Source organism: Sphingopyxis sp. H115 (assembly GCF_001468465.1).
Classification (GTDB): Bacteria; Pseudomonadota; Alphaproteobacteria; order Sphingomonadales; family Sphingomonadaceae; genus Sphingopyxis.
The window spans coordinates 1-18280 of sequence record NZ_LNSA01000022.1 but is presented as its reverse complement, the minus strand read 5'-3'; the positions used below and the strand labels follow the sequence as shown (position 1 = coordinate 18280).

16 protein-coding genes are annotated in these 18280 nt (G+C 64.9%); 7 read left to right on the top strand and 9 right to left on the bottom strand.

Going from position 1 to position 18280, the window contains the following annotated elements; translation table 11 throughout:
- The first annotated feature begins 19 nt into the window (after positions 1-19).
- The 3 genes from gltB (at position 20) to ATE71_RS15095 (ending at position 5836) form a co-directional block, all read left to right on the top strand.
- Entirely contained in the window at positions 20-4546 is a 4527-nt protein-coding gene (gene gltB, locus ATE71_RS15105) for a glutamate synthase large subunit (protein ID WP_058804201.1), read from the top strand.
- Positions 4547-4658: 112 nt separating this feature from the next.
- Positions 4659-5087 (top strand): hypothetical protein, encoded by a 429-nt coding sequence (locus ATE71_RS15100; protein ID WP_058804200.1) that lies wholly within the window; start codon positions 4659-4661, stop codon positions 5085-5087.
- 77 nt (positions 5088-5164) lie between these two features.
- A complete protein-coding gene (locus ATE71_RS15095; RefSeq protein WP_058804199.1) occupies positions 5165-5836 on the top strand; it encodes a glutathione S-transferase family protein in 672 nt (223 codons plus the stop codon).
- A 102-nt stretch (positions 5837-5938) separates the two neighbouring features.
- Here ATE71_RS15095 and ATE71_RS15090 read toward each other — a convergent pair whose 3' ends face one another.
- Positions 5939-6541, bottom strand: a complete 603-nt coding sequence (locus ATE71_RS15090) for a YdeI/OmpD-associated family protein (protein WP_082665231.1) — start codon at positions 6539-6541, stop codon at positions 5939-5941.
- Positions 6529-7254, bottom strand: coding sequence for a bifunctional 2-polyprenyl-6-hydroxyphenol methylase/3-demethylubiquinol 3-O-methyltransferase UbiG (gene ubiG, locus ATE71_RS15085; protein WP_058804198.1), 726 nt, complete (start codon positions 7252-7254; stop codon positions 6529-6531). Before ubiG ends, ATE71_RS15090 begins: the two co-directional genes overlap by 13 nt.
- A gap of 160 nt (positions 7255-7414) precedes the next feature.
- Between ubiG and ATE71_RS15080 the strand changes: the two genes are divergently transcribed.
- Positions 7415-8662, top strand: coding sequence for an aspartate kinase (locus ATE71_RS15080; RefSeq protein ID WP_058804212.1), 1248 nt, complete (start codon positions 7415-7417; stop codon positions 8660-8662).
- Here the strand turns inward: ATE71_RS15080 and ATE71_RS15075 are convergent, their stop codons facing one another.
- The 4 genes from ATE71_RS15075 to ATE71_RS15060 form a co-directional block, all read right to left on the bottom strand.
- The gene (locus ATE71_RS15075) at positions 8663-9247 is read right to left on the bottom strand and encodes an inner membrane-spanning protein YciB (protein WP_058804197.1); all 585 of its coding nucleotides are present in this window, start codon (positions 9245-9247) and stop codon (positions 8663-8665) included.
- A gap of 118 nt (positions 9248-9365) precedes the next feature.
- Entirely contained in the window at positions 9366-10487 is a 1122-nt protein-coding gene (locus ATE71_RS15070; RefSeq protein WP_058804196.1) for an HlyD family secretion protein, read from the bottom strand.
- A complete protein-coding gene (locus ATE71_RS15065) occupies positions 10484-10900 on the bottom strand; it encodes a PaaI family thioesterase (RefSeq protein ID WP_058804195.1) in 417 nt (138 codons plus the stop codon). The genes ATE71_RS15070 and ATE71_RS15065 overlap by 4 nt, the downstream gene beginning before the upstream one ends.
- Complete coding sequence (locus ATE71_RS15060) at positions 10897-11490, bottom strand: TetR/AcrR family transcriptional regulator (RefSeq protein ID WP_058804194.1); 594 nt, start codon at positions 11488-11490, stop codon at positions 10897-10899. The genes ATE71_RS15065 and ATE71_RS15060 overlap by 4 nt, the downstream gene beginning before the upstream one ends.
- Positions 11491-11545: 55 nt before the next feature.
- Here ATE71_RS15060 and ATE71_RS15055 point away from each other — a divergent pair, with 55 nt between their 5' ends.
- Together ATE71_RS15055 and ATE71_RS15050 are read left to right on the top strand one after the other, a co-directional pair.
- Entirely contained in the window at positions 11546-13147 is a 1602-nt protein-coding gene (locus ATE71_RS15055) for a DHA2 family efflux MFS transporter permease subunit (RefSeq protein ID WP_058804193.1), read from the top strand.
- A gap of 596 nt (positions 13148-13743) precedes the next feature.
- Entirely contained in the window at positions 13744-14172 is a 429-nt protein-coding gene (locus ATE71_RS15050; protein WP_058804192.1) for a hypothetical protein, read from the top strand.
- A 136-nt stretch (positions 14173-14308) separates the two neighbouring features.
- Here ATE71_RS15050 and katG read toward each other — a convergent pair whose 3' ends face one another.
- From katG to ATE71_RS15040, 3 genes are all read right to left on the bottom strand, one after another.
- Positions 14309-16510, bottom strand: a complete 2202-nt coding sequence (gene katG / locus ATE71_RS15045) for a catalase/peroxidase HPI (RefSeq protein ID WP_058804191.1) — start codon at positions 16508-16510, stop codon at positions 14309-14311.
- A complete protein-coding gene (locus tag ATE71_RS22255; protein ID WP_152998808.1) occupies positions 16507-16710 on the bottom strand; it encodes a hypothetical protein in 204 nt (67 codons plus the stop codon). The genes katG and ATE71_RS22255 overlap by 4 nt, the downstream gene beginning before the upstream one ends.
- Positions 16711-16781: 71 nt before the next feature.
- Positions 16782-17024 carry a hypothetical protein gene (locus tag ATE71_RS15040; protein WP_058804190.1) on the bottom strand — a complete coding sequence of 81 codons (243 nt, stop codon included), beginning with the start codon at positions 17022-17024 and terminating at the stop codon, positions 16782-16784.
- Between the two features lie 151 nt (positions 17025-17175).
- Here ATE71_RS15040 and ATE71_RS15035 point away from each other — a divergent pair, with 151 nt between their 5' ends.
- On the top strand, positions 17176-18180 hold the full coding sequence (locus tag ATE71_RS15035; RefSeq protein WP_058804189.1) for an NAD(P)H-dependent flavin oxidoreductase: 1005 nt from the start codon (positions 17176-17178) through the stop codon (positions 18178-18180).
- Positions 18181-18280 lie beyond the last annotated feature (100 nt).

The following is an 18280-nucleotide window of genomic DNA, read 5'->3' as shown; positions in this document are numbered from 1 at the left end:
CCGTCAGGAACGAAGACAAATGACCCACTACCCCACCCCCGATCACGCGCGGCTTGCCGAGCAGGGCATGTATCGCCCCGACCTCGAATCCGATGCCTGCGGCGTCGGCATGGTCGCGGCGACCGACGGCAAGCCGTCGCGCCGCGTCGTCGAGGCTGCGATCGAGGCGCTGCGGGCCGTCTGGCACCGCGGCGCGGTCGACGCCGATGGTATGACCGGGGACGGGGCGGGCATCCATGTCGACCTGCCCGTGCGATTCTTCGACGATGCGATCGCGGCGTCGGGGCACAAGGTGCGCCCGAACCGCCTCGCCGTCGGCATGGTGTTCCTGCCGCGCACCGATCTGGGCGCGCAGGAGGAATGCCGCACGATCGTCGAGGCCGAAATCATCGAGGCGGGCTTCACCATCTATGGTTGGCGCCAGGTGCCGGTCGATGTGTCGGTGATCGGCGACAAGGCGCAGCGCACGCGCCCCGAGATCGAGCAGATCATGATCGCGGGGCCGCTGCCCGAGGAACAGTCGATCGACGAGTTTGAAAAGCAGCTTTACCTCGTCCGCCGACGCATCGAGAAAAAGGTGATCGCGGCGCAGGTCGCTGACTTTTATATCTGCAGCCTGTCGGCGCGCTCGATCATCTACAAGGGGCTGTTCCTCGCCGAAAGCCTGGCCGATTTTTACCCCGACCTTACGAACAAGCTGTTCGAGAGCCGGGTCGCGATTTTCCACCAGCGCTATTCGACGAACACCTTCCCGCAATGGTGGCTCGCGCAGCCATTCCGTACGCTCGCCCACAATGGCGAGATCAATACGATCCGCGGCAACAAGAATTGGATGAAGAGCCACGAGATCAAGATGGCGAGCCTCGCCTTCGGCGAGCATAGCGAAGATATCAAGCCGGTGATTCCGGCGGGCGCGTCAGATACGGCCGCGCTCGACGCGGTGTTCGAGGCGCTGTGCCGAGCCGGCCGCGACGCTCCGACCGCGAAGCTGATCCTCGTCCCCGAAGCGTGGGTGACGAACGACGACATGCCGCAGGCGCACAAGGCGATGTATAATTATCTCGCCAGCGTGATGGAGCCGTGGGACGGCCCCGCCGCGCTCGCGATGACCGACGGCCGCTGGGCGGTCGCAGGCATGGACCGCAACGCGCTCCGTCCGCTGCGCTACACGCTCACCGCCGACAATCTGCTCGTCGTCGGGTCCGAAAGCGGCATGGTGCTGCTGCCCGAAGCCAGCGTGCGCAAGAAGGGCCGGCTCGGCCCCGGCCAGATGATCGCGGTCGACCTCGACGAGGGCACGCTTTTTGAAGACCGCGCAATCAAGGACAAGATCGCGGGCGCCGCCGATTACGCTTCACGCGTCAAGGGCTTCCGCACGATGGCCGACCTGCCCAAAGGCGGCAAATCGAACCTGCCAGCGTTCGACCGCAACGAATTGCTCCGCCGCCAGGTCGCCGCCGGCCTCACCATGGAAGATATGGAGTTGATCCTGTCCCCGATGGTCGAGGACGCGAAGGAAGCCGTCGGATCGATGGGCGACGACACGCCGCTCGCGGTCATTTCCGACAAGCCGCGCCACGTCGCGCAATTCTTCCGCCAGAATTTCAGCCAGGTCACCAATCCGCCGATCGACAGTCTGCGCGAACGGCATGTGATGAGCCTCAAGACGCGCTTCGCGAACCTCGCCAATATTCTCGACGAAAAGGGGCAGAGCGACCACGTCCTCGTGATCGATTCGCCCGTGCTCGTCGGCGACGATTGGGATCGGCTGCGCGCCTATTTCGGCGATGCGGTCGCCGATATCGACTGCACCTTCCCCGTCGGCGGCGATGCATCCACTCTACGTGATGCGATTGCTCGTGTCCGCCGCGAGGCCGAGGAGGCCGTACGCGCCGGGCGCAGCGAATTGTTCCTCACCGACCAGAATATCGGCGAAGGCCGCGTCGGCATGGCGATGGTGCTCGCCGCCGCCGCGGTCCACACGCATCTCGTGCGCAAGGGGCTGCGCAGCTACGCTTCGATCAACGTCCGCTCGGCCGAGGTGCTCGACACCCACGCCTTTGCCGTTCTGGTCGGCGTCGGCGCAACGACCGTGCACGCCTATCTTGCCGAAGCCGCGATCGCCGATCGCCAGTCGCGCGGCCTGTTCGGCGGACTTTCGCTCGACGAATGCCGCCAACGCTTCCGCAAGGCGATCGACGACGGGCTGCTCAAGATCCTCGCCAAGATGGGGATCGCGGTGATTTCTTCCTATCGCGGCGGCTATAATTTCGAGGCGGTCGGGCTGAGCCGTGCGCTCGTCAACGACCTCTTCCCCGGCATGCCGGCCAAGATTTCGGGCGAGGGCTATCAGTCGCTGTTCATCAACGCGACCGAGAAACATGAGGCGGCGTTCGACGCACGCGTCACCACGCTGCCGATCGGCGGTTTCTATCGCCAGCGCGCGGGTGGCGAGGCGCACGCCTATTCGGCGCAGTTGATGCACCTGCTCCAGACCGCGGTCGCCACCGACAGCTATTCGACCTATCTGCAATTTGCGCGCGGGGTCGCCGACCTGCCGCCGATCTACCTCCGCGACCTGATGGAATTCAACTATCCCGCGCAAGGCGTGCCGCTCGACAGCGTCGAGGCGATCACCGAGATCCGCAAGCGCTTCGTCACCCCCGGCATGTCGCTCGGCGCGCTGTCACCCGAAGCGCATGAGACGCTGGCGATCGCGATGAACCGCATCGGCGCCAAGGCGGTGTCGGGCGAAGGCGGCGAGGCGAGCGAGCGCTACAAACCCTATGGCAATGGCGACAATGCCAACAGCAACATCAAGCAGATCGCGAGCGGCCGCTTCGGCGTTACCGCCGAATATCTCGGCGCGTGCGACGAGATCGAGATCAAGGTCGCGCAGGGCGCCAAGCCCGGCGAAGGCGGCCAGCTTCCGGGCTTCAAGGTCACCGAGTTCATCGCGCGGCTGCGCCATGCGACGCCGGGCGTGACCCTCATTTCCCCGCCGCCGCACCACGACATCTATTCGATCGAGGATCTCGCCCAGCTCATCTACGACCTGAAACAGATCAACCCGAAGGCGCGCGTCTGCGTCAAGCTTGTCAGCTCCGCGGGCATTGGCACGGTCGCGGCGGGGGTCGCGAAGGCGCATGCCGACGTCATCCTCGTTGCGGGCAACACCGGCGGTACCGGCGCCAGCCCGCAGACCAGCGTCAAATATGCCGGCACGCCGTGGGAAATGGGGCTCAGCGAAGTCAATCAGGTCCTTACCCTCAACGGCCTGCGCCACCGTATCCGCCTGCGCACCGACGGCGGGCTCAAGACCGGGCGCGACATCGTGATCGCCGCCATCCTGGGCGCCGAGGAATATGGCATCGGGACATTGAGCCTCGTCGCGATGGGCTGCATCATGGTGCGCCAGTGCCATTCGAACACCTGCCCCGTCGGCGTCTGCACGCAGGATGAGAAGCTGCGCCAGAAATTCACGGGCTCGCCCGAGAAGGTGATCAACCTGATGACCTTCATCGCCGAGGAAGTGCGCGAAATTCTTGCCAAGCTTGGGTGCCGCAGCCTCGACGAGGTGATCGGGCGCACTGAACTTCTTCGTCAGGTCAGCCGCGGCGCCGAACATCTCGACGACCTCGACCTCAATCCGATCCTCGCCAAGGTCGATGCGCCCGACGACCAGCGGCGTTCGCAAGGGCCGAGCTTCCGCAACCCGGTGCCCGACAGCCTCGACGCGCAGATCCTCAATGACGCAAAACCGCTGTTCGAGCGCGGCGAACGCATGCAGCTGACGTACAATGTCCGCAACACGCACCGCGCCGTCGGCACCCGCCTGTCAGCCGAGGTCACCGCACGCTTCGGGATGAAGGGGCTCGCCGACAACCATGTGCAGGTCCGGCTGCGCGGCACCGCGGGCCAGTCGCTCGGCGCCTTCCTGTGCCAGGGCGTGACGCTCGAGGTCTTCGGCGATGCGAACGACTATGTTGGCAAGGGCCTGTCGGGTGGCCGCATCATCGTTCGGCCGACAGTATCGAGTCCGCTCGTCAGCCAGCATAACAGCATCGTCGGCAACACTGTCCTCTATGGCGCAACCGCGGGCACCTTGCTCGCGGCGGGTCAGGCGGGCGAGCGCTTCGCGGTCCGCAATTCGGGCGCGAATGTCGTCGTCGAAGGCTGCGGCGCCAACGGCTGCGAATATATGACCGGCGGCACCGCGGTCATCCTCGGCCCCGTCGGCTCGAACTTCGGCGCCGGCATGACCGGCGGCATGGCCTTCGTGCTCGACACCGACGAACTGTTCGAGCGCCGCGCCAACGGCGAATCGATCGTGTGGCAGCGGCTCGCGAGCGCCCATTGGGAAGGGGTGCTCAAGGACCTGGTCGAAGACCATGCCAAGGCGACAGGCAGCAAATGGTCGGCCGAAGTGCTCGCCGACTGGGACCGCTGGCGCGGCCGCTTCTGGCAGATATGCCCGAAGGAAATGCTGAGCCGCCTGACGCATTCGCTGAACGAGGAAGAGGCCGAGGTCGTCGCGGCCGAATGACCCGCCGTGGCGGCGATGCGCTTCGTCGCATCGTCGCGGCACGTTCAGCGCAGCGAAAGCGTTGCTTTGCTAGGGAGCCGCATCGATTTCCGCATCCGGAAAGGCTGAAGTCATGCGCTCGACCGCAAAATTGTCCCTGTTCGCTCTCCCCCTGTTCGCGCTTGCCGCGCCCGCGTCCGCGAGCGATATGCGGGGCGCGGTCGCGACGCTCAACGATCCGGTCGCGCAGGAACGGATGGCCGAGACGATCACCGCGATGGTCGGCGCGCTGATGCAGATGCAGGTTGGCCCGCTCGCGAAGGCAGTGGCGCAGATCGATCCGGAGTCCGACGCCGCCTATATCCCGCCCGACGCGACGCTCGGCGAAGTCACCGGCAGCGACCCCTATTATGCCGAGCGCATGGGCGACGATGTCCGCGCCACCACGCGTATGGCGGGCCACGCGGCATCGGCGATCGCCGCTTACGCGCCGGTCCTCAAGGACATGGCGCGCGATCTTGCCGCGCAGTGGGAAAGGGAGCGCGCGGAGTCGCGCCGCTGACGCATAATCGACAATCGGCTGCATTCCGCGCGCCATAGCCGTTGCGCGCGGCGCCTCGCTGCCGCTATGCCAGATGCATGTGGCAACTCTATCAATTCCCGCTCTGTCCCTTTTCGCGCAAGGTCCGCCTGTTGCTGGGCGAAAAGGGGGTCGGGTACGAGTTGGTACGCGAATCGCCGTGGGAACGCCGCGACGAATTCATCGACCTCAATCCCGCCGGGCGCACCCCTGTGATGGTCGATCAGGCGCGCGGCCAGGTGCTGATCGACAGCATGGCGATCGCCGAATATTTCGAGGAAACCGTCGAAGGCAAGGCGATGATCAACGGTACCGCGGCGAACCGCGCCGAGATCCGCCGACTGACATCCTGGTTCGACCACGACTTTTATTATGAAGTCACCGGCCCCCTGCTGTTCGAACGCATGCAAAAGCGCATCGTCCACCGCCAGCCGCCCGACGGCGGCGCCCTGCGCGAGGCGATGAAGGCGGCGAACAACCATCTCGACTATGTCGACTATCTGATCGACCATCGCACTTGGCTCGCCGGCGCGACGATGAGCCTCGCCGACCTGACCGCCGCCGCGCATATTTCGGTCGCCGATTATCTCGGCGGAATCGACTGGACCGGGCACGAACAGACCAAGGGCTGGTATTCGGGCCTCAAATCGCGGCCGAGCTTTCGCCCGCTGCTGGCCGAGCGGATGGAGATCGTGACGCCGCCGAAATATTATGAGGATGTGGACTTTTAAGCTGGCGCAGCAAGAAGTGCTCGCCGGCGAAAGCCGGGGCTCACGCGGTGCAGCGCTACGCAATCTGGGGCCCGGCTTTCGTCGGGAAACACGAACTGGCGCTCAGCAGCCCTTATATTTCCAGTTGCGCTCCTTACCCTCCGCGACCTGCGCCACGATCGTTTCGATGCGCTTGGTGCGCGTTTCCTCGCGCTTTGCCTCGATCACCCATTCGATATATTCGCGCCGCTTGCCGGGCGAGAAGGCGTCCCAATGGCCCCGCGCCGCCGCGTTGGCCTTCAGCGCCGCGCCAAGATCGTCGGGCAGGTCGAGCGCCGCCTTTGGTTTCGGGGGCAGCCGCTTGGCTTTCCCCTCACCGCAAAGCGCCGCCGCCTTCTGGACATAAGCTGCCATCTGCTTGTCATCGGGCAGGTCGGCGAGCGATGTGAGCCGTCCCATGCTCCCCATCGCGCCGGTGTCGCGCGGCGACCCGGTGACGTCTTCGTCGCGCCAGAAGCCGAAGGTCGCATGTTCCTTGAATGCCGCCATGCCCGCAAGATTCTGGCCGTTCAGCACGAAATGCGGAACGCCCCATTTCAGCGTTTCCTCCGCGCCCGGCGCATGGGTGTGCACGAGCTCGCGCAAATGGGTCAGGATCGGCTGCGCGAAGGCCTGTCGCTTCGCGATATAGGCGTCGACGCGCGGATCGCGGGTCAGGTTGGCCACCGCGCAGCGACCAGATAGTTGAGCGCCTCGCTGCCGCCAAGCTTGAAGCCCTTGGCCGCCGATGGCGACAGCCCGGTGCGGTCGATGACCTCGAGCCCCGCAGCGTCGAGCAGCTTCGTCAACTCCTCGGGCTTCAGGAATTGATCCCAATCGTGCGTCCCGCGCGGCACCGCGCCGACGCGCTCGGCCGCCTCGACAAGCAGCAGTTTCGACAGCATCGTCCGGTTGGGTGTCGACAGGATCATCAGTCCACCGGGCGCGAGCCGCGCCGCCAGTTCGCCGATGAAGGCCGCAGGGTCGGCGACATGCTCGACGACTTCCATCGAGGTGACAAGGTCGAAAGTCGCAGGCGGCAGCGCGGACAGTTCACCCGCGAAATAGGTGATCGCAAGCCCCTGTCCCGCGGCATGATCGCGCGCAGCTGCAATATTTTCGGGCGCAGCATCGACGCCGGTGACCTTCGCGCCCATTCGCGCGAGCGGCTCGGCGAGCAGCCCCGCGCCGCAGCCGACGTCGAGCGCGCCGCGCCCGGCAAGCGCATGACGCTCGCGCGCGTCGACCTGCCAATGCGCGTCGATCTGATCGCGGATATAGGCAAGCCGCACCGGATTGAGCTTGTGCAGCATCGCCGACGAGCCGTGCGGGTCCCACCAGTCGGCGGCAAGCGCGCCGAAATGGGCGGCTTCATTCGGATTAATCGTCGCGGCGCTCATGCTCAGCGATGTGGCACCGCGCCTTCCCGGGTGCAAGAAATTCTATCGCGCGCATAGGTTCTCACGCTTGCCATCGCCCTTCCCCTTCCGTAACGACGCGGGCGCCGCGGAAATGCTTGGAAAAGTTGCGGCGGAAACCAGATCGAGAAAGCGGGGCGACATGGCGCGGATCGTGATGAAATTCGGGGGCACGTCGATGGCGGGCACCGAGCGGATTCGCACCGTGGCGAAACTTGTCGCGCGCGAAGTCGCGCAGGGAAACGAGGTCGCGGTCGTCGTCTCCGCGATGGCCGGCGAGACCGACCGGCTTGTGAATTTTTGCCGCGAGGCGAACCCGCGCTACGATCCCGCCGAATATGACGTCGTCGTCGCGGCGGGCGAACAGGTGACGTCGGGCCTGCTCGCGCTCACCCTGCAGGCGATGGGCGTCCCGGCGCGCAGCTGGCTCGGCTGGCAGCTCCCGATCCGTACCGAGGAGGCACATGCCCGCGCGCGCATCCTCGACATCGACACCGGCGCGCTGACCGCTGCGATGGGACGCGGCGAGGTCGCGGTCATCCCCGGCTTCCAGGGCATGATGGACGACGGCCGCGTCGCGACGCTTGGCCGTGGCGGCTCGGACACCAGCGCGGTTGCCGTGGCGGCGGCGGTGAAAGCCGACCGCTGCGACATCTACACCGACGTCGACGGCGTCTACACCACCGACCCGCGCATCGTCGCGCGCGCGCGCAAGCTCGACTATGTCACCTATGAGGAAATGCTCGAACTCGCGAGCGTCGGCGCCAAGGTGCTCCAGACGCGCTCGGTCGGGCTGGCGATGAAGATGGGCGTGCGCGTGCAAGTGCTCTCGAGCTTCGTCGAGGGCGACGAGGCGCCCGCCAAAGGCACGATGATCGTCAGCGACGAGGAAATAGAGGAACATCAGATGGAACGGCAGCTGATCACCGGCATCGCCCACGACAAGAATGAAGCAAAGATCATCGTCACGCGCGTGCCCGACAAGCCGGGCGCGGTCGCCAACATCTTCGGTCCACTCGCCGCGGCCGGAATCAACGTCGACATGATCATCCAGAATGTCGGCCGCGAAAAGGGCGAGACCGACGTGACCTTCACCGTTCCGGGCACCGACCTTCTCCGCTCGATCGACCTGCTCGAAGGCGCCAAGGACAAGATCGGCTTCAATCGCATCATCAGCGACGACAAGGTCGCGAAGGTCAGCGTCGTCGGAGTCGGCATGAAGAGCCATGCGGGCGTTGCGAGCACGATGTTCCGCGCTTTGGCCGATCGCGGAATCAACATCCAGGCGATTTCGACCAGCGAGATCAAGGTCAGCGTGCTGATCGACGAGGATGAAACCGAACTCGCGGTGCGCGTGCTGCACACCGCTTACGGGCTCGACGCCGAATAATCACTCCGCCACGAACGGTTGCAGCGCACCGCCAGCGCGGCGGCGCAGCCGCGCCTGCGTGATATAGTGCACAACCGCGATGTGGATCGCGAACAGGCCGAATTTCGACGCGAGCGGAAAGATGCCGATGAACAGCGGCCACCATGCGGTGAAGAAAAGCGCAATCGCGAGGTTCAGGCCCGCGCTCGCAAACATCAGCGCTGCCCATATCATCCCGAAGCGGTCCATGACATCGCCGACGATCGCCAGTTGCTCGGGTGGGATATAGCGATTGAGCCAGCCCTTGCGCAGCATCACACTGCCGACGATCAGGTAGACGATCGTCGGCTTTGCCATCACGAAACGCGGATCGCCGGTGAACAGCGTCGCGGCGGCGGTAAAGAGCACCGAGGCCAGGCTGATCCACTGCAACGCGGCGACCTTCTTGCCGCGTGCAAGCTCGTAACCGACGACGCCGAGCGCCACGACGGTGCCCGCAATCGTCGCGGTGACAATCCCTGCCCCGGCAACGAGCAGCACCGCAAACACCAACACGCCGAGCGAATCGAACAGCATCGGTCCGATGGCATAGAGCAAGGTCTTCATCCGCCTGTCCCCTCCGACTCAATGTTATCGACGTAAACATTGATCGCGAACGCGAATTAGGTCAAGCACAAATTGACAATGTTAACATTGGATGCGGCCAAACGCGATTATGGCGCGATCAGCTGCGCAGCCGGACCTTTGCCGTCACCGACAGGCCGGGGCGCAGTTCCGCGAGCGCCGCCTGCCCCGGATCGAGCCGGATCCGCACCCCGACGCGCTGGACGATCTTGGTGAAATTACCCGATCCGGGCTCGAAGGGCAGCAGGGTGAATTCGCTTCCCGATCCTGGCGCCAGGCTTTCGACCGTGCCGTGCAGCGTGTCGCCGAGCGCATCGACATAGACGTCGGCTTTCTGCCCGGGGCGCATCCCGCGTGTTTGCGTTTCCTTGAAATTGGCGACGACATAGATCGACCTGACCGGCACCACCGACAGCAGGCGCGAGCCGGGCTGGACGAAATCGCCGACCTGAATGCGCCGGTTGCCGACAACGCCGTCGATCGGCGCCACCACCAGCGTGTGCCCGCGGTCGAGCTTCGCCAGCGCGAGCGCGGCGCGCGCCTTGGCGGCCTCGGCTTCGGCTGCCTTCACCTGCGCCGCGAGGATCGGCCCCTTCGCCCGCGTCACCGCCGCCGCCTCGACGCTGGCGCCAAGGTCGGCGCGCGAACGCTGCGCCGCCGACGCCGCGCCGACCGCGGTCGCCGATACCTGTTCGGCATCGCGCTTCGTCACGAACCCGTCGACGAGCAACACATTATAGCGCCGCCGATCCTCCGCCGCGCGGGCATATTCGGCATCGGCGGCGGCGATCTGCGTCCGCACCGATCGGATCTGCGCTGCGGCAAGCTGCTGCTCGGCGCCGAGCGAGGCGAGCGTCGCGCGCGCCGTCGCAACCTCGGCGTCCGCATCGGCAACCGCGGCCTCGGCCGCCATCAGCCGCGAGTCATAATCGCGCACGTCGATGCGCACGAGCGGATCGCCTGCCTTCACCGCCTGATTGTCCTTGACCATTACGGCGGTGACGAGCCCGCCGACGCGCGGCGCAACCTCGCTCGCGTCGGCCTGCAGATAGGCGTTGTCGGTCGATTCCGCGCTGCGCGGCGACACTATCCACCAGATCCCGAGCGCGGCGATGGCAAGCGCGACAAGCCCGATCTTCCAGGCTTTCTTCGGCAACGCGAGGCGACGGCGCGGACTTTCTGTGGCTGTCGCTTCGGCCTCGATCGTCACCGGCGCGTTCATGACTGGATCACCAGCAGGGTCGAGGTCGCAGTTGCATAGAGCCGCCCCGCTTCGTCGGTCAGCTTCGCTTCGACGTATGCGACCCGGCGGCCCATCGAAATCACCCGCCCCTCGGCGCGGACCTTGCCCGTCTCCCCGGTCATCGCCTTCAAATAGGAGGTCTTGAGTTCGAGCGTCGTCATTGCCTGATCGTCGGCGAGCCGCGTCACCACCGCGATGCCGCAGGCCGAATCGAGCAAAGTCGCGGCATAGCCGCCATGGACGATCCCCATCGGGTTATAATGTTCGGGTCCCGGCACGCCTTCGAACGCCGCCCAGCCGTCACCGGCATCGACAAGCTGGAACCCCAGCGTCTCGCCGATCGGCGGGCGCCCGCCGCTTGCAATCAGCCCCTGCACCTTCGCGAGCGTCATTGCGCGGCCTCCAACCCGTAGCGCGCCACGATGCTGGCGTGCGTATCCGCGAGCAATGCGTCGGACAGTAGAGGATCGCCGACCGCACGCGCCAACGCGACCCCGCCAACAAGCTGCGCGAGCAGCGCATGCGATTCCGCGGCTGCATCGGCATATCCAAGCTTCGCCAGCGGCGCGGCAAGACGTCCCGCAATCCCCTCGACCCCGGCGCCGAACCGGTCGCGCGTCGCGGGCTGCGACCGTGCAAAATCGCCCGACAGCGTAGGCAGCGGGCAACCGCGGTCGCGGCTGTCGCGATGTGCGGGCGACAAGTAGAAATCGACATACGCACGCAGCACCCTGTGCGGGTCGCCATTGGCGTCGATCTTTTCGGTTCGCGCGCGGGCATCGGCGAACATCGTCCCGATCGCTTCCTTCACCAGCGCATCCTTCGACGGAAAATGCGCATAGAAGCCGCCGTGGGTCAGCCCGGCGCGCGCCATGATGCCCGCCACCGCGACATTGTCGGGCCCCTTCGCACGAATTTCCTTCGCCGCCTCTTTCAGCACCCGCTCACGGGTCTCGGCCTTGTGCTCGGTTGAATAGCGCACTTGCGTCTCCTTTTATATGACGCATATAATATAAAGACGACAGGACACAAGACCCATGGCCTCCATCCCGCTTTCTTCCGCTGCCGCAGACGCGCCGTTCAACCCGGCGGCGATGCCCGACGCGCGGAAATATCTGATCTTCGCGGTGATGGCGTTCGGCCAGTTCATGGCGCTGATCGACATCCAGATCGTCGCCGCATCCCTGAACGAGGTGCAGGCGGGATTGAGCGCCGGCCCCGACGAGATCAGCTGGGTGCAGACCGCCTATCTGATGGCCGAACTGGTGATGATCCCCTTCTCCGCCTTCCTTGCCCAAGCGCTGTCGACGCGCTGGCTGTTCGCGGCGTCGGCGGGGTTGTTCACCATCGCGAGCATCCTCTGCGGCCTCGCGTGGAGCATCGAATCGATGATCCTGTTCCGCGCGGTACAGGGCTTCGTCGGCGGCGCGATGATCCCGACCGTGTTCGCGACGGGCTATATGCTGTTCGAGGGCAAGCAGCGCGCGATGATTCCCGCGATCCTCGGCATGGTCTCGGTACTCGCGCCGACGCTGGGACCGACCGTGGGCGGCTGGATCACCGACGCGATGGGCTGGCGCTGGGTCTTTTTCATCAATGTCCTGCCCGGCGCGATGGTCACGATCGCGATCCTCGCGCTCGTGCGGATCGACAAGCCGAACCTGCCGATGTTGCGCAAAATCGACTGGGTCCACCTAGCCTCGATGGCAGTCTTCCTCGCCGGGCTCGAGTTCGTGCTCGAGGAAGGGCCGAAGCACGACTGGTTCAGCGAACCCGAAATCGCAATCGGCGCCTGGGTGTCGTTCGTCGCCTTCGGCCTCTTCCTCGAACGCTCGTTCCGCTCGGACGGCCCGATCGTAAAGCTCACCCCCTTTCGCAAGCCGACCTTTGTCTTCGCCTGCGTCTTCAACCTCGTGATCGGTTTCGGCCTTTACGCCAGCACCTATCTCGTCCCGATCTTCCTGGGGCGCGTGCAGGGATACAACGCCTCCGAAATCGGCACGACGGTCTTCGTATCTGGCCTCGCGCAGCTCCTCGGCGTGCCGATCGCCGCCGCGCTGTCACAGAAAGTCGACCAGCGCATCGTCATCACCTTCGGGCTCAGCCTGTTCGCGCTCGGCCTCTGGATGTTCAGCTTCATGACCCCCGAATGGGGCTTCGCCGCGCTCTTCTGGCCGCAGGTCGTGCGCAGCTTTGCGATCATGCTGTGCATCGTCCCCTCGGTCGGGCTCGCGCTCGGCAATTTCGAGGGGGCCGAGCTGCGTTACGCCTCGGGGCTGTTCAACCTGATGCGCAATTTGGGCGGCGCGATCGGCATCGCGCTCGTCAACACTTGGCTCGGCGACAATTTGCGCATCCACATGCTGCGCCTGTCCGAAGCCTTGGGCCGCTCAGCCGACGCCGCGAACGAGGCCGCAGCGGCGCTGGCGCAGCACATCGGCCGCACTGTCTCGGACCCCGCGCTCGCGCAGCAAATGGCCGAAGGCACGCTTGGCCGTCTCGTCGGCCGCGAGGCGCTGACGCTCGCCTTCGACGATGTGTTTCGGCTGATGGCCTATCTGTTCCTTGCCGCGCTGGTGATGGTGCCCTTTTGCAAACCGCCGCCGATCGGCGGTCCGGCGCCGAAGGACGCGCATTAGTTCAAGCGCGAGAATGATTTGTCCGGAAACGACCCCATTGCGGACATCCCAAGCCTATTCCTCAAGATTTAGGCGTGAGACTTTCCGGCTGTCATCGATGCACAGTTGAATGGCGCCGCCCGGCGTAGGCTGCTTCTTTAAGAAGTGAAAACACCGCACTTGGTCAGGCGCGGCAAGGACTTCCGCTGAACAATTCTCCGCAGCGAAACTATCTCGTTGCTCTCCAACTGCATCGGCAGCGGCGACCCATGCGGCGTCTATGATCGGATCCCCTCTATTTCGATGAACCACCTGCATACTTTTCAGGTAGCTGAACCTAGACGCGGAGCACCCGTCGGCGGCGTTCCCAAACGATGGGTGCGGATCATTAATTGGCAGTTTCTCGACGCCACCACACGCAACTATGGGAACAGCTAACGACGCCGACAAAGCAATCAAGAAGCAATTAGGGCGGCAGCCTCCCATCGCAGTTCTTCGCCTACCATTTTTCTAGAGCGACAAGAGTGACCCAGAATTGGCGAATGTCAACTTCCCACCCCTAAGCAGACCTTCGAAAACCCTTTCCTACATTATCGCGCTATGCTCCATACTGGCAGATGGAACACCGCACCCCGCCCGCCCCGCTCCTCGCCGACACCGGCCTCGCCTTCACGCCCGTCCCGGGGCAGCGCCATCGCGCCGATGGCTGGTCGCCCGAAACGCAGGCCAACTTCATCCGTGCGCTCTCGGCAATGGGTTCGGTCGGGCAGGCGGCAAAGGCCGTCGGCATGGGGCGGCGTTCGGCCTATCGCCTTCGCGACCGGCCCGGCGCGGCGAGTTTCGCCGCCGCCTGGGACCGCGCGATTTCGATGGGACGCACGCACCAATTCAGCATCGCGATGGACCGCGCGATCAACGGCGTCACCATTGTGCGGGTGATGAAAGGTGGCGCCGTCGATGTCTCCGGCGGCCCCGACATGGACATTGTCCGCTCGGCGCTGCGCGAAGATGCCGCACCGCTTAAGGCCACAAAGGACACAGTTTGAACGCGCGCATGCGGGGCTTTTGTGGCTTTAGGCAAAAAAGACCCGCCCCCAGGCCCATGTCCCCGGGGGCGGATCGCGACCCGTCGTCCTTTGGCCGCCCCGGCCCCGCGGCATGATGCGGGGCCGGGGCGCCGGATCAGGCGAGGTCGAAACGGTCGGCGTTCATCACCTTGGTCCACGCCTTGACGAAGTCGCGCACGAATTTTTCATCACTGTCGGACTGCGCATAGACTTCAGCCACCGCGCGCAGTTCCGAATTGGAACCGAAGATCAGGTCGGCCCGCGTCGCGCGCCAGGTCTCGCCGCCGCCCTTGCGGTCGGTCGCGACATATTCCTGGTCGTCCGATCCGTCGACGGCCTTCCACACATTGGTCATGTCGAGCAGGTTGACGAAAAAGTCGTTCGTCAGCTGCCCCGACCGCTTGGTGAAGTGACCGTGCCCGCGCTCGCCATGGTTGGCGCCGAGGACGCGGAGGCCGCCGATCAGCACGGTCATCTCGGGCACCGACAGGCCGAGCAGCGAAGCACGATCGAGCATCATTTCCTCGATCTTCACCGCCAGCTTCTTTTTGCCGACATAGTTGCGGAAGGCGTCGGCTTCGGGCTCCATCACCTCGAAGCTCTCGACGTCAGTCTGCTCCTGCGACGCGTCGCCGCGGCCGCCGGTGAAGGGCACCGCGACGCTGAAGCCCGCGTCCTTGATCGCCTTTTCAAGACCCACGACGCCGCCGAGCACGATGGCGTCGGCCATCGACATCGAACCGCGCAAACCGTCGAGCGTATCCAGAACCTTGGCGAGCATCGCGGGTTCATTGACTTCCCAGTCCTTCTGCGGCGCAAGACGGACACGCGCGCCGTTGGCCCCGCCGCGGAAATCGGACTTGCGGAAGGTGCTGGCCGACGCCCAGGCGGTCTTGATCAGCTGGCTGACCGTCAGGCCGGATGCCGCGATCTTGTCCTTCACCGCCTTGACGTCGGCGTCCGAAGGCATGGTGCCCGCGGGGATCGGGTCCTGCCAAATCAGGTCTTCGGCGGGGACTTCGGGGCCGAGGTAGCGGACCTTGGGCCCCATGTCGCGGTGCGTCAGTTTGAACCAGGCGCGCGCGAAGGCGTCGCGGAACGCCTCATGGTCGTCGCGGAACCGCTCGCTGATCTTGCGGTAGTCGGGATCGCGCTTCAGCTGCATGTCGGCGGTGGTCATCATCGTCGGGACCTTGATATTCGGGTCCCACGCCGCCGGCGCCATATCCTCTTCCTTCTGGTCGATCGGCTGCCACTGGTTCGCACCCGCGGGCGACTTCACCAGCTCGTAATCATAGTCGAACAGCAGGCGGAAGAAATTGTCGGTCCATTTGTCGGGCGTGTTCGTCCACGCGCCTTCGAGGCCGCTGGTGACGGTATGTTCGCCGATGCCGCCGCTCTCGTGGCCGCTGACCCAGCCGAAGCCCTGCGCGGCAAGGTCGCCGCCCGCGGGTGCTGCGCCGAGCAGCGACGCGTCGCCATTGCCGTGCGCCTTGCCGAAAGTGTGGCCGCCGGCGGTGAGCGCGACGGTTTCCTCGTCGTTCATCGCCATGCGCTTGAAGGTTTCCTTCATGTCACGCGCCATGCCTTCGTCATCGTGCGAGTTGCCCTGCGGCCCTTCGGGGTTGACGTAGATCAGCCCCATCTGGATCGCGGCGAGCGGACCCTCGATCTCGTGCATGCCATGTTCGGGGGCGATGCGCGTCTGGACGCCCTGGTTGACCCATTTGTCCTCGCTGCCCCAGTAAATGTCGCGTTCGGGCTCATAGACGTCGACGCGGCCGCCGCCGAAGCCGAACACCGGCCCGCCCATGCTTTCGATCGCGACATTGCCCGCGAGGATGAACAGGTCGGCCCAGCTGATCTTGTTGCCATATTTTTGCTTGATCGGCCAAAGCAGGCGCCGCGCCTTGTCGAGATTGCCGTTGTCGGGCCAGCTGTCCAGCGGCGCGAAACGCTGTTGCCCGCTGTTGGCGCCACCGCGACCGTCGGCGGTGCGATAGGTGCCCGCGGCGTGCCACGCCATGCGGATGAAGAAAGGACCATAATGACCATAGTCGGCCGGCCACCACGGCTGGCTGTCGGTCATCAGCGCGGTCAGGTCGTCCTTCAGCGCCTGATAGTCGAGCGACTTGAATGCCTTCGCATAGTCGAAATCCTCGCCCATCGGGTTCGAGGAGCCGTTGGGGTTGAGGATTTCGGTCGCCAGCATCTCGGGCCACCAGTCCTTGTTCGTCCGGCCGAGCAGCGCGCGCACGCCCCCGGGCTGATGGACCGGGCAGCCACCCGCGGCATCGATGGGGGTCTGGTCGTTCATGCAGTCTCTCCTCGTTTTGGATGTTGTGCGATCGTGATGCGGCAGGATGACCGGCGCATGACGATGCCGCGGCGGCGGGGCCGCAAACGGCTGTCGGCGCGTGCTGGCGTCGAGTCGATGGCGTCATCCTTTCGTTCTGACCGGGGAAAGTTACGCCGCGCATCCCCATCGACATAACCGAATAAGCTGAATTCAGTCATCGAATGAACCGATCAAAAACGCGAGGGTTGCCCGAGCGAAGGGCGCCCGTCCCGCCCCGGCCACGCCCCGGCTAAAAGGTGGAACACATGGCATCGCCGGCGGGTTGGTCGGGTGTCGCGGCATGATGGCATGGCGCGGCAAAAGGAGATGGAAAGTGGCTAACAACCCCAACCAGCAGAACCAGAAGGCCCCGCAGGCTGATCGCGACGAAGAACAACGCCGCCAGCAGCAACAGCAGGGCGGGCAGGATCGCCAGCAGGGCGGTCAGCGGTCCGATCAGGATCAGGCCAAGAACCCGCAGCAGCGCTGACATCCAGCCTGCATGAGAAAGGGCGGCCCTGCGGGGCCGCCCTTTTCATTCGTGCGCGGAATGAAGCGAAAAGCGGATCTTGATCGTCCTCCTCCCGGTACACGATAACGCCGGGGATTGCACGTGAGTCCCAGTGCTGGCAAAGGCGCTCTCAATGAGCAAAATTAACGATCTGATGGCCCGCGGGACCGAGCTTCTCGGCAGCGACTATGCCATTCTTTGCGGCGCGATGAGCTGGGTCTCCGAACGCCATCTGGTCAGCGCGATCAGCAATGCCGGCGGGTTCGGCGTGATAGCGTGCGGCGCGATGACGCCTGAGCTTCTCGATGCCGAAATCGCCGCGACAAAGGCGTTGGCGACGCGCGATTTCGGCGTGAACCTGATCACCATGCATCCCCAGCTTTTCGAACTGATCGACGTCTGCGCCAAACACGGCGTCGGCCATGTCGTGCTCGCCGGCGGGCTACCGCCCAAGGGCAGCCTCGAAGCGATCAAGGCGTCGGGAGCAAAGGTCATCTGTTTCGCACCGACCCTCGCGCTGGCCAAAAAACTCGTGCGGTCGGGCGTCGACGCGCTGGTTATCGAGGGGATGGAGGCGGGCGGCCATATCGGCCCCGTATCGACGAGCGTGCTTGCGCAGGAAATCCTGCCGGCACTCGCCGACGAAGTGCCGATTTTCGTCGCCGGGGGCATTGGCCGCGGCGAAGCGATCGCGGCTTATCTCGAGATGGGCGCATCGGGCGTCCAGCTCGGTACCCGCTTCGTATGCGCGACCGAAAGCATCGCGCATCCCAATTTCAAAAAGGCCTTCATGCGCGCGTCGGCGCGCGAGGCAGTCGCGAGCGTCCAGATCGACCCGCGCTTGCCCGTCATTCCCGTCCGTGCGCTCAAAAATGCCGGGACCGAAGCGTTTACGGCCAAGCAGCGCGAGGTTGCAAACAAGCTCGACGCTGGCGAAGTCGATATGATCGAAGCGCAGCTCGAGATCGAACATTATTGGGCGGGCGCGCTGCGCCGCGCCGTGATCGACGGCGACGTCGAGAATGGCTCGTTAATGGCAGGGCAATCTGTCGGCATGGTATCGCAGGAAGAAAGCGCCGCCGAGATCATCGCAACTTTGGTGCAGCAGGCCGAAAGTGCGTTGCAGGCACGGGATTGACGCCGCATATTTGCGGTTGGGGAGTGGATCATGAATTTGTCGCGTAAGATTATCGTCGCCGCCCTGCTCGCGGGTTTGGCCGCTTGTACGAAGGCACCGC